Genomic DNA, 12911 nt, shown 5'->3' on the forward strand with positions numbered 1-12911 from the left:
ACTATGCAAAAGCGAATCAAACTATTGATGATAGTAGCGATTGTTTCTCAAGTGATCTATTTGAGTTATCGTCTATTTTTCACCTTAGCAGTTCAGTATAATCTTATCTCTCTATTAATTAGCTTACTATTGTTTGTTGCTGAATTAACCTCCAATATGCAAGGAGTTTCAGATTTTTTTGGCCAGCTATTTTATAAAGATCCAATGAATATAGAAGAATTGCCCGCTGAATTTTTTCCAGAGGTAGATGTATTTATTATCACTCATGATGAAGATATTGAATTATTACAAAAGACAATTAATGGTTGTAAAACAATGGACTATCCAGATCAATCAAAAGTGCATATCTATTTGTGTGATGATGGTTTACGTCCAGCTGTAAAAAATATTTGTGAAAAATGGGATATTGGCTATATTGGTCTCGATCCACAAAAAAACAAACATAAAAAAGCAGGAAACATAAATCATGCACTGCAACAGACTTCGTCGCCATTAGTTGCATTTTTAGATTGTGATATGATTCCTAAGTCCAATTATTTAAAAGGTATCGTGCCACATTTCTATCAGTTAGGTGAAACGGATTATGATACTTATGAAGAATATCAGCAGGGATTAATTGATCAAGACTATAATTATCCCTTGGCATATGTTCAATCCGCGCAAGATTTCTATACCTTTGATTTATTTCAATACAATCTCTATGCTCAAGAAGAGCTGCCAAAGGAACAAACATATTTCTTCCAAACAGTGAATCCTTCTCGTAATGAAAGTAATGCGCCTATTTTCTGTGGTTCGAATGCGATTGTCTCTCGAAAGGCGTTAGAAAATGTGGATGGAATGGCTACTGACAGCATTACGGAAGACTTATCAACGAGTTTGGTCTTATTAAAGGCTGGATACAAAACCAAAGCAATACCTGAGAGTTATGCGTATGGGATGAATCCTACAGCAATTGAGGGCTTAAAAATACAACGGGAACGGTGGGCACGCGGATTTATCAAGAGCATTAGAAGTCATAACTTTTTTACCTCCAGTGTTGCTCTTCGAACTAAACTAGCCTATCTACACTCATATAATTACTGGTTTTTCCCTATAAGACGTTTGGTCTTCATGTTCATTCCAGCATTTACGGTTATCTTTCAGCTTAAAATCGTTATAGCCAATCCATTAGTGTTTCTAATTATATGGGGGACATCTTATATGATTTATAATTTGGCCTTGAAGCAGAGTTCTAGTAAAAAAGTCTCTGCAACCTATGCTAATATTACCGACCATATATTGACACCATTGATCATAAAAGGATTATTGGAAGAATTGATAGGTATTTCTCAAACAGATTTTCTTATCACACCTAAAACATATGAAAAGCAATTCTCAAAGTATTACGGGATCGTATTATTCTACTTGATCAACTTAGGCTTGAATGTTTTTGCAATATGGTTATTGTTCAGTAAGTACTGGACTGTCATGAACATTTTTTCAATAGGAATACTTGCCTATTGGTCACTTAAGAACATTATTTACGATATTTTTGCGATGAGTTTTATGCGACAACGAGACAATATCTCAAAAGAATTCACGATGTGGAAGCAGTCATTAAACCTTAAGACTGGAAATTGTTCAACCCAAACCATTAAAGTAAACGAACAATTTATTTACTTAGACAAGCTGCCAAATGAAATCGAACCAGATGAGATATTTACTTTTGAAGTTGGAACAGATAAATATCCTAATGTTCAGTTGCTTGGACGAACCAATTTAAAAAAGAAAAATGGTGTTTATGAATTAACTATCTTAAATAAATCGGATGAAGACTATTATCGGTATTTAAATATTCTACATGACCAGGATACCACCTACATCAACAGTGAAAAAAACGCTCGTTTTTGGGTACGTGTTTTCCTTTTAAATTTGACGAACTTACTCACACTAAGAAAGGAAGATAAAAGCAGTGAAGACTCTTTATCTGATAATTCCGTGTTACAACGAAGAAGCGATGATACCAATTCTTCTGCACCAATTAATTGATTATCTAAATAAGTTAATATCGCAACAGTTAATCACACAAGATAGTCGAATTGTTTTAGTAGATGATGGAAGTACTGATCGCACTTGGAAATTGATTGATGAATCTATAGATAGTTTGCCGGTTATCGGGTTGAAATTTAGTCGTAATTTTGGGCATCAGTATGCTTTGTTAGCCGGTTTGATGGAGACAAAAGGTCAAGCAGATATTTATGTATCGATAGACGCTGACCTGCAAGACGATATTCACGCAATCGAAGAAATGATTATCGAATTTAACAAGGGCTATGAGATAGTTGCCGGTGTGCGAAGAGAACGAAAAAATGATACTTGGTTTAAGCGAAATACTGCATTGTTCTTTTATAAATTTTCAAGATTTTTAGGAATTGATATGATACCTAACCATGCTGACTTCCGACTATTGAGTCAACGAGCGGTGGATACACTGGCTGATTATACAGAAACAAATCTTTTTTTAAGAGGAACGATTCCATTGATGGGCTATCCAACTTCTAAGGTGTATTATGACAGGAAAATTCGGTTAAAAGGTTCCACAAAATATAGTCTTAAAAAAATGGTAGCGTTAGCGTTCAACGGCATTACCAGCTTATCGATTGCTCCGATGAAATGGATACGTAATTTAGGTTTTCTTTGTACAGCATTCGGAATCTTATACATGGTCTACGTTTTAATTTTGAAATTGCTAGGGAATACAGTTCAAGGATGGGCATCGCTTATGATAACGCAATGGATATTGTCAGGTTTTATCATGACGGCGGTTGGTTTACATGGTGAATATACAGGAAAAATTTATTTGGAAACAAAAAAAAGGCCACGATATATCATTGAAGAAAGACGAGAATGAGCGATTGATAAACTCTTGATTGCTGCTTAGATTTGCTGTCAGCGAAGTGAGGGGTTACTTTATCAATGGCCCTGCAACTAAGATAAACAGCTATTAAAGCTACTCCTGCATAAGTTGCGTGTACTTTAAAACTTGATTTGCGTTCTATCTTTTTCTCGCGTGTCAAAAATTTCTAGAAAGAACAGCAGCGAATGGACGACTTAAAATAGAAAAATCCTGTAGGCTATGATTTATAAACTACAGCTAATAAACCAACCATAAAAATTCTAGTTTTTATGATTGGTTTATTTTTTACAATTGATTTAATGCATCTGTTGTCGTATCGCTCTCAATATGTGTATACAATGTTGTAGTCGTAGTTGAACTGTGCCCTAACTGCTGGGCAGTAAGTACCAGGTTATTGGTTTGCTGATAGAGTCTGGTAGCCAAAGTATGACGCAATTTATGAGGAGTTACGCGGATTTTGAATTGTGCTGAGTATTTTTCGACCATTTTCTCTATTGCCGATCCTGTAATTCGCTTGGCTTTTCCTTTACTAATTGAGAGGAAGAAAGCTAGCTCATATTTGTCTGGATGATACCGTTCTTCGCGAATAGCAAGATAGGAAGCTAAATATTCCATAGCAAAGGCTGCAATTCGTACTGAATCAGTTTTATTTCCCTTACGAACAACCGTCACACGATTTTGTTCAAAGTTGATATCGTCAAGATCTATATTCACTACCTCTGATAAACGAAGACCAGAAGCAAGCATCAAAGCGTTAATGGATAAGTCGCGTTCGCAATCACGACGATAAAATTTCATTGCTTGCGGGGAAAGATTTTTAGGATAAATATCGCGAATGTACTCCAGATAATTTTCCGTTTCATCACCTAAGAAGAGCTTATCTTCAATCATATCTGCTCGTGATTGCAGTGTTCGACGATCGGATACATTAGCAATTTCTCGCATAATATCATGAGTCAAATAGGGCTTGTTTTGACTATTGTTGGAACTCTCAGCTAAATATTTGAATAGTACCTTTAATGCGGTGATATTCCGTTGAATAGTTACTTTTGATAGGGTATCGCTAGATTGCTTTTTTGAGCCGTCTTGGTTTATTTGACGAGTATTTTGTTTTTTACGTCTTAGTAGATAGGACTTGTATTGAGTAGCCGTTCGCAGCTGCAGATTGTCTAAAGAAGCAGGAGAGATGGCGCTCATTTCAATTTCTGGTACATGTTTTTGTTGGATCAGCCACTGAAAGAACTGCTGATAATTTTTTAAGTATTCAAGAATTGTATTAGGCGAGTATTCATCCGCGCTTTTTATTTCGACAAATTCCTGAATGAATGAGGGCATGCGATCAAGAAGTTGATCAATTTTTTCATTGGCTTTTTCTTTGGACATAAAATCACCTTCCTGTATAGACCAAATTTGTGATAATGAGAAGAGAGGCTCTTACTATAATAATAGTCGGTATATACCAATTTGTCAAACATTTTTATTTTATTTTTTTTAAATGCCTTAATGGTGATAATAGTAGGGGATAAGAAGTATTAGTATTGTTATTTTATTTTTCTGAAAAAACACATCTTTTCAGAATGATGGGGAATTTGTTTACATAATATATTTATGAATCACTATTTGAAATCGCCAGAAAGTCTAAACCCGAAAAATGCTTTAAAATAGCTAAAAAATGATTTCAACAATGCTTTATCTCAAATTTTTTCTTCGGTTAGTTTTCAGCTTAGCAACGACCCAAGTAAATTGATTGTTGCTAATAATGAGCATGTTTTTACAAAAAAATTTGAGGTAGAAAATTAGTGAAGCAAAGTGGCAACTAAACCTTTTAGAAAAATGACTGTTTTGACCCAATTAGACCTATATATGACTATAATTGTCTATTCAATAAAATCTATTATACCCATCTTTCCGAAAAACGTACATTTTTTAGAAAGATGAAAAGAAATCTTTAAATAAAAGCCAGTCATTCAGGCCTTCCTATCTTGTTTGATGACCTAAAAAAATCGTTGATTAGGTATCAACTAATTCTTTTTAGAAGATTTACCGATTGTAGCTGTAATTTACTGAGAGATAGGATTCTTTCGTTAAATTATTCAATTTACGGGAACGTATATTCTCAGTGAGAATAAAAAAGAATCAACACGCAGATTTATGCTGATTCTACTACAGTATTATTAGTTTCCAAATCAAACAATGATTGTGTTGCATCATAAACAGTTCGGGCAATCTTTGCTTTATTCATTGTATACAAATGAATGCCAGATACACCTTGTGTTACCAGATCAACAATTTGATCAATTGCATAAGCCATTCCCGCATCTCGCAAAGCCACAGGATTGTCAGCATATTTATCTAAAATTGCTAGAAACTTTTTAGGTAGTTGAACATCTGCTGTTCGAAGGATTCGTTCGGCTTGGCGTTTATTGATAATCGGCATAATACCCGCTAATATAGGTGCTTCAATTCCTGCTAACCAGCAATTTTCCTGAAATTGATAAAAATTCTGATTGTCGAAAAACATTTGAGTAATCAGTTGATCTGCGCCTGCCTCGACTTTTTGCTTTAAATGATGGATGTCCTCTACCGTGTTGGCTGATTCTGGATGACCTTGCGGATAACAAGCAGCAGAAATTGAAAAGCTTGGATCCCACTTCTTAATGTAGTCTATCAAATCGCTGGCATGAGGAAAATCAGTGCTTCGTGGAATACTAGGATAAAGATCGCCGCGTAAAGCCAGGATATGTTGAAGATTTTTTTGCTGCAGGGAGGTCAAAATTGTATCAACCTCCCCTTTATTCAAATAGGCAGCTGTTAAATGAACAATGCTGTTTACTTGATGCTGTTGTTGAATATGCTCAGCAATTTTTACTGTACTATCTTCCAATGAAGCTTGCCGATTGCTGCAGGTAACACTAATAAAATTGGGTGCTAAACCTTCCATCTGCTCCAAAGAAGCAAACAAGCTGTCATCGGTGGCTTTCGAAGTTGAAGGAAATACTTCAAAGGATAAACTAGTTTTAGATGGTTTCATTGACCAACCTCTCCCTTATTTCTTTGGCGGCACGCGTTAAATTAGCCAAGCTTTCAAATGTTTCCTTTTCGCCCCTTGTTTTCAATCCGCAATCAGGATTAATCCATAATTTTTCAGTCGGGATTTTTTCTAATAAAGTTTCTATAGTTGTTTCTAATTCCTTCACAGCTGGAATCCTTGGTGAATGAATATCATAAACTCCTGGTCCTACAGCTGTTTGGAAATTCTGAGCTTTTAAATCATCTAATAAGGCTAAATTAGAACGAGAAGCTTCAAATGAAATTACGTCGGCATCCATATGGTCAATTGCCGGCAATATATCAGCAAACTCGCTGTAGCACATATGGGTATGAATTTGGGTTTGAGGAGCTACTTTGCTATGAACTAACCGAAAAGCTGGAATAGCCCAATCTAAATATTCTCCATACCAGTCGCTTTTTCGTAATGGCAGCTTTTCCCTCAAGGCAGCTTCATCAATTTGGATAATCTTGATACCGTTAGCTTCCAAATCTAAAACTTCTTCTTGAATAGCTAAAGCAATTTGTAATGTTGACTCTTTAATTGAAATATCCTCTCTCGGAAATGACCAATTTAAAATAGTTACTGGTCCTGTTAACATACCCTTCACTGGCTTATCAGTTAAGCTTTGGGCATAAGTGGACCACTTCACAGTAATTGATTGTTTCCGAGAAACATCACTCCAAATAATTGGCGGCTTTACACACCGTGTCCCATAAGACTGTACCCAGGCCTTTTTAGAAAACAAGAAGCCATCCAGATTTTCACCAAAGTACTCTACCATATCATTTCTTTCAAATTCACCGTGGACGAATACGTCCAAATCAATTTCTTCTTGAAAAGCTACGCAATCAGCAATTTTTTCTTTCAAAAAAGCTGTATAATCCTCGTAATTGATTTGCTGCTTTTTAAATCGTGCTCGTGTCAACTTAACCTCCCGGGTTTGGGGAAATGACCCAATGGTGGTTGTTGGTATTAGTGGTAAATCTAAGGTCTGTTTTTGAAGCCTGTTTCTCGTTAGGAATTCAGGCTGTCGTTGAAAATCTTTTTCGGTTAAGGCAGCTAGCTGCTTACTAAGCGCTTTTTTTTCAACAATTCTGTTTTCTCGGAATAATCTTTGGTTAAAGCTCCAACCTTCTGTTTCTTGATCCAAGTTTTCAGCTACTTCCTTCAACTCAGTCAATTTTTCCTTAGCAAAAGAAAAGTGCTTAGTAATTTCGGGTGGAAATGACTCTTGTTCGACGGAATAAGGAACATGAAGTAAGGAACAAGAGGTTGAGAGAACAAATTGCTTAGGTGGTAGTTTATCCAACAAAATCAACGACTTTTGGTAGTCATTGCGCCAAATATTCTTTCCATTAATCACTCCAGCAAACAATAATTTATCTTCAGGAAAATCAGAAGCAGTCACTAGCTCTAGGCTGTGTTTGCCCTCTACAAAATCTAAACCAATACCATCAATGTTCAGTTCTAAGAGATCTTCGTAAATGTCTCGAACATCACCAAAATAAGTTTGCAGCAAAAGCTTGATGTTTCGTGGTGAATTGGTCAAATTTTGATAAATTTTCAGAAATAAAGAACGATCCTCTTCTGATAAATCTTTCACTAGATAGGGTTCATCAAGCTGCAGCCACTGCGTTCCCTGCTGACTCAGACGATGGATAATTTCCTGATAGGCAGCAACTAATTGAGGTAAGTGTTCCTGATAAGTTGTATCCTTGAAAGCAGCCAACTTAATTAAAGTGAAGGGTCCTAAAATAACTGGTTTTGTTTCAACTCCATTTGTTTTTGCTTCCAAATATTCCTCAAATATCTTTGTGCCGACTACCTTCACCTGCGTATCTGTTTCAAATTCAGGAACTAAATAATGATAGTTGGTATTAAACCATTTCTTCATGGGCAAGGCAGTTACATCCCCCGCATCTCCTTGGTATCCCCTTGCTAATGCAAAATAAGTATCTAAGGTGGATAGTTTTAATTCAGCATAACGTTTCGGAATAATATTTAACAAGACAGCTGTATCCAGAGTTGTATCATAGAAAGAAAAATCATTGCTGGGAATCAAATCAATTCCAGCGTTCCTCATCAGCTGCCAATGAGCTTTTCTTAAACGTCTTCCCTCTTGTATCAGTTCTTCGGCAGTACTTTCTTGGTGTAAATAGCTTTCCGTGATTCTTTTTAATTCTCGATCTGCCCCAATTCTAGGAAATCCTACAACCGTAGTTTTCATTGAATCGCCTCCTCAGTAGTTATGAGAAGAACTGTAACACGGCTAAGTTTTACTGACTAACTGTAAATTTTTATAACCTGTTACAAAATTATTCTATAACTAAAAATGAGAAAAAAATGAGGAAGATGATTGACATATGAGAAAAAGTTGCTTATAGTATAAAACAATAAACAACGCGTCGAAAAGAAGAGTACAAATAGAAAACCATTTTGAAAGAGAGCTTCGGTTGGTGAAAAGAAGTAATGGGGATCGTTTGGAAGATGGTCTTTGAGCATTCAGCAGTGAGTGAAACCACAAGCAGCTGACGGAGGTGCCCGTTATCGCAACGCAGTATCAGTGAACAACTCGTACTGGCTAAGGTCCCATCTGCAAAGATGCGACAAATGAAGGTGGTAACGCGAATTCTTTCGCCCTTTTTCTTGTAATGAGAAGAAGGGCGTTTTTTGTGTTTATTTATGAAAGGAGACTACGTATATGCGAATTCAACAATTGGAGTATCTGGAAAAAATTGTCGAAATTGGTTCTATCAATGAAGCAGCAAAATGTTTGTTCTTATCACAGCCGACACTATCTAATGCTATCAAGGAGTTGGAAAACGAAATGGGTATTTGTCTGCTGCACCGGAGCAAGTTGGGAGTGTCCTTAACTGAAGAAGGTCGGGAGTTTCTGACCTATGCCAAACAAGTTACCGATCAGGTAGACTTACTGCAGAAGCGTTACAAACATTTCGATAGACGAGAGTCTCGCTTGTCGATCTCTTCCCAGCACTACGCGTTCTCAGTACACGCATTTGTAGAATTTATTCAAGCTTATGAAGACGATTGTTATCAATTTACTTTAAGAGAAACCGAGACTCAAAATATTCTGGAAGATGTAGCCAGCTTCCGCAGTGAAATTGGTATTCTGTTTTTGAATGATTTTAATCGTAAGGTTCTGGAGAAATTATTTGAAGAAAAGAATCTCGTGTTCTCTTCCCTCTTTGTTTCTGAACCGCATATTTTTATCAGCAAAGACAATCCTTTAGCAGATAAAAATTCTGTTTCATTGGAAGAACTAGAGAATTTACCTTATTTGTCCTTTGAACAAGGCAACAGCAACTCGTTCTACTTTTCCGAGGAAATTCTCAGCACTAGATCTTACAAAAAGCATATTAAAGTCAGCGATCGAGCGACAATTTTTAACCTGATGGTCGGTTTGAATGGATACACCTTCAGTACTGGAATTATCAGTCGTGAATTGAACGATGACAGTATCGTGGCAATACCACTAACTATTCCTGATCGGATGGAAATTGGCTGGATTAAAAGCAAGCGGAGTCATTTGTCTGTACTAGGCCAGCATTATCTAAATACATTGAAGAAACATATTCGCGATTATGGCTTTGCGACTATTGAGGAGGAAACCCATGTCTAACAAAAATAATTGGCAAGCTGCAACACAACTAGCTCAAATCGGTAATCATGCCAATGATCAAACAGGAGCAGTCAATACCCCGATTTATCTTTCGACTACCTATGCACATCCCAAATTGGGACAAAGCACTGGTTTCGATTACACTCGTACGGCTAATCCGACTCGTCAAGTGCTTGAAAATGCTTTAGCTGAATTAGAAAACGGAACGCATGGCTTTGCAACTAGTTCAGGAATGAGTGCAATCCAATTAGTTTTCGAGTTATTTCCCGTTGGCAGCTGTTTCTTGGTTTCCCGAGATCTTTATGGAGGCAGTTATCGTTACTTTAATGCACTTGCAAACAAAGGCAGCTATCAATTTGAATATTTTGATACGATTGAGGATTACAAAGCTAAGATTCGTTCAGAATTTGCTGGAGTATTTATCGAGACACCAACTAACCCTTTAATGAATGAAGTAGATATTTCTTATGTTGTAAAACTTGCTAAGGATCAGAACTGTTTGGTAATTGTTGATAACACCTTTTTGACCCCTATTATTCAAAAACCGCTAAATTTAGGAGCCGATATTGTAATTCATTCAGCAACTAAGTTTTTAGGTGGACATAATGATTTACTGGCTGGAGCAGTAGTCACAAATTCAGCTGAAATCGGAGAAAGGTTGGCGTATATTTTGAATACGACCGGTGCAGTTTTGGCACCATTTGATTGTTGGCTATTAATTCGAGGATTAAAAACATTAAAACTGCGTGTCAATCAACAAGAGAAAAATGCACAAGTAATCTCAGGTTTCTTACAAGAACACACAGCAATCCAGCAAATATTTTATCCTGGAAAAGGCAGCATGATTAGCTTCAAATTAAAAACCGCGGAGCAAATTTCTACTTTTCTGTCAGCATTGAAATTATTTACCTTTGCAGAAAGTCTTGGCAGTGTGGAGAGTTTGGTAACTTATCCAACAACTCAAACCCATGCGGAAATCCCACAGGAATTACGAGAGTCATACGGATTAACCGATAATTTATTACGGTTGTCGATTGGGATTGAGGACTCTGATGATTTAATTGAAGATTTGAAGCAAGCTTTGGAACGAATTAAATAAATAAACCGCCCGTAGCGAATACTCATTATTCACTACGGGCGGTTAAAAATATAATTGCTGGATTATTTGGTGCTGTATTTTTTCAATAAATAAATGTTTGTAAAACCTGCCGCAATGCCGGCCGCAACCATGATAGGCCCCACCACACTGTCAGCAAAAGCATCAACATTGAAACCAGTTAAAACGGCGGCCATAGAAGTGACAACAGAAATTTTTGCTTGTTTGCAACGTACTCGATTAGAAGCTTGAATTAATTTGTCCTCTGTATGGCTGTATTCCAAATGGCCTTCCATATTTTCCACTTCTCTTCCCTCCTTATCATTTCCCTTAAACCAAGGTGTTCTATCTATAAGAAGTGTAGCATGTTCCTCTAGCCCCTCACCTCAGTCTAAAGCCGCAAATTTCTATGAGACTATTTGCCAACTTAGAATTTGATGAGTAAGGGAACCGCCTACCGACAATAATGATTTTACCATAAATTTTCAGTCCATGAAAAGTGTATTTCTGAAAGAAATCTTTTCATTTTCAAAAAACAGAGGCCCCGTCATTAGTCAGAAAATACTGCAGCTGATTTCAAAGAAATGTTAGAATCGTTAATATTGTTTACATAATAAAATTACGAACGACAATCAGCCCATTCAGCAAAAAAACTTCCTACTGAATGGACTGTGGCTGATATTGTTATTCAATTTTAAAGGCTAACACATAAGATCTTTCAAGCCTTCATAAATTGCCAAGTATTTTTGATAGCCTGCTTGATAAACATCGGCTAATTCAGGATTTGGATAATGTGTTCGACCATAGGTTACGGTTTTAGCTACGGCTTCCTCAAAATCAGTGTAAACACCTATCCCTACTCCTGCCAACAGGGCCGCACCTAAAGTCGTTGTAGTATCTGTATTAACCACACGAATTTCTTTGCCTGTTACATCACTTTTGATTTGTGTCCATACTTCACTGTTGGCAGCTCCCCCCATTGCTCGAAGCAATGAAACCTCTGCACCAGCCTGCTGAGCAGTTTCCAGATTATGTTTAAGGGAATAAGCTACGCCTTCCATTCCTGATCGGATCAAATGACCTTTTGTTTTACTAAAATCAAGTCCATAATAAACGCCCTTGGCTTTAGGATTCCAAATCGGGGAACGTTCTCCCGCCATATAGGGCAGGAAGATCAATCCATCTGAACCAGGAGAGACTTTTTCAGCTAAAGAGCTTAATTCAATAAAACTGTTGGTATTATTTTTGGCTGCTGTTAGTTTTTCTGCATCGCTTAACTGTTTTTCCAGCCAATTCAGCACACCGCCTCCACCAACGGTACCACCTTGAAGCAGCCACTTATTTGGTACTACATGATTACTAAGGATTAATCGTTTGTCCGCTTGGTAGGTGTCTAAACAAATGCCCATCCCTCCAGCTTGGCCACCTTGCTCTTGCGTTTCGCCAGCTTGAATTGCTCCAGTACCTAAAGCGCCGCAAGCAGAATCTAATCCGCCAGCCACAACTGGTATGCCCGCAGTTAGTCCAGTTTGAAGAGCAGCTTCATCTGTTACTTTGCCCACAACCTCATGGCAGGCGAAAATATCTGGCAATATTTCCAGCGGAATGCCTAATTCCTGACAGATTGTTTGGTCATAGGTACCTTTTCGCATATCAAATGATTGATACCCGTAGCCTTGGGAAACATCCTGAGAGAAACAGCCGGTCAGCTGATAAACAATGTAGCTGTTGGACTGCAAAATTTTATCGATTTTTTGATACATCTCTGGTTGATGCTTTTTGTACCATAGAATTTTTGGCAATGTGTAGGCCGGTTGAAGCGGATTTCCGCAAAGCTGAAACAACCGTTCTTCGCCAATTTGTTCCTCCAGCTCCTGACAACTATCCACCGCTCGGGTATCCATCCAGATCGGCGTATTGGCTAGAACTTGTCCGTCAGCTGACATAGGAATTGCTGACCAGCTTTGTCCTGCTACTCCAATTCCAACAATCTCACTCGGATCAATTTTTGACTGTTCAATTAGTTTCTTGGTTGCTTTACAAACCGCCTGCCACCAGTCAGCTGGATTCTGTTCGGCCCAGCCCTCCTGAGGATAAAAAACGGGGTAACTTTCACTTGCTTGGGCAATGGCTTCTCCAGCAGGATTAAACAAGGCTGCTTTACAGGAAGACGTGCCGATATCAATACCTAATAAATACATACGATCTCCATCCTTCTTTTAATATG

General features: G+C 37.4%; 9 protein-coding genes and 1 other annotated feature. Of the genes, 4 read left to right on the top strand and 5 right to left on the bottom strand.

Annotated features, from left to right (window positions below; all coding sequences use genetic code 11):
• Nucleotides 1-3: 3 nt before the first annotated feature.
• Nucleotides 4-2028 (top strand): glycosyltransferase family 2 protein, encoded by a 2025-nt coding sequence (locus IGI49_RS24265; protein WP_429965083.1) that lies wholly within the window; start codon nucleotides 4-6, stop codon nucleotides 2026-2028.
• On the top strand, nucleotides 1997-2890 hold the full coding sequence (locus tag IGI49_RS24270; RefSeq protein WP_429965082.1) for a glycosyltransferase family 2 protein: 894 nt from the start codon (nucleotides 1997-1999) through the stop codon (nucleotides 2888-2890). Before IGI49_RS24265 ends, IGI49_RS24270 begins: the two co-directional genes overlap by 32 nt.
• Before the next feature lie 291 nt (nucleotides 2891-3181).
• Here IGI49_RS24270 and xerS read toward each other — a convergent pair whose 3' ends face one another.
• The 3 genes from xerS to metE all read right to left on the bottom strand — a co-directional run bounded on the left by xerS (nucleotide 3182) and on the right by metE (nucleotide 8175).
• Nucleotides 3182-4279, bottom strand: coding sequence for a tyrosine recombinase XerS (gene xerS / locus IGI49_RS24275; protein ID WP_207703227.1), 1098 nt, complete (start codon nucleotides 4277-4279; stop codon nucleotides 3182-3184).
• Between the two features lie 766 nt (nucleotides 4280-5045).
• On the bottom strand, nucleotides 5046-5927 hold the full coding sequence (gene metF / locus IGI49_RS24280; RefSeq protein ID WP_429965081.1) for a methylenetetrahydrofolate reductase [NAD(P)H]: 882 nt from the start codon (nucleotides 5925-5927) through the stop codon (nucleotides 5046-5048).
• A complete protein-coding gene (gene metE, locus IGI49_RS24285; RefSeq protein WP_429965080.1) occupies nucleotides 5914-8175 on the bottom strand; it encodes a 5-methyltetrahydropteroyltriglutamate--homocysteine S-methyltransferase in 2262 nt (753 codons plus the stop codon). Before metE ends, metF begins: the two co-directional genes overlap by 14 nt.
• Before the next feature lie 169 nt (nucleotides 8176-8344).
• Nucleotides 8345-8593, top strand: a binding site (T-box leader).
• Nucleotides 8594-8649: 56 nt separating this feature from the next.
• On the opposite strand from metE, the gene IGI49_RS24290 reads away from it, so the two are divergent.
• Nucleotides 8650-9588: a LysR family transcriptional regulator gene (locus IGI49_RS24290; RefSeq protein ID WP_207703224.1), complete on the top strand. Its 939-nt coding sequence runs from the start codon at nucleotides 8650-8652 to the stop codon at nucleotides 9586-9588.
• On the top strand, nucleotides 9581-10687 hold the full coding sequence (locus tag IGI49_RS24295) for a PLP-dependent transferase (RefSeq protein ID WP_429965079.1): 1107 nt from the start codon (nucleotides 9581-9583) through the stop codon (nucleotides 10685-10687). Before IGI49_RS24290 ends, IGI49_RS24295 begins: the two co-directional genes overlap by 8 nt.
• Nucleotides 10688-10749: 62 nt before the next feature.
• Here IGI49_RS24295 and IGI49_RS24300 read toward each other — a convergent pair whose 3' ends face one another.
• Together IGI49_RS24300 and xylB are read right to left on the bottom strand one after the other, a co-directional pair.
• Nucleotides 10750-10989, bottom strand: a complete 240-nt coding sequence (locus tag IGI49_RS24300) for a hypothetical protein (protein WP_429965078.1) — start codon at nucleotides 10987-10989, stop codon at nucleotides 10750-10752.
• 396 nt (nucleotides 10990-11385) lie between these two features.
• A complete protein-coding gene (gene xylB, locus IGI49_RS24305; protein WP_429965077.1) occupies nucleotides 11386-12885 on the bottom strand; it encodes a xylulokinase in 1500 nt (499 codons plus the stop codon).
• Between the last annotated feature and the right edge of the window lie 26 nt (nucleotides 12886-12911).

The organism is Enterococcus sp. AZ071 (assembly GCF_050499065.1).
Taxonomy (GTDB): domain Bacteria; phylum Bacillota; class Bacilli; order Lactobacillales; family Enterococcaceae; genus Enterococcus_A; species Enterococcus_A ferrettii.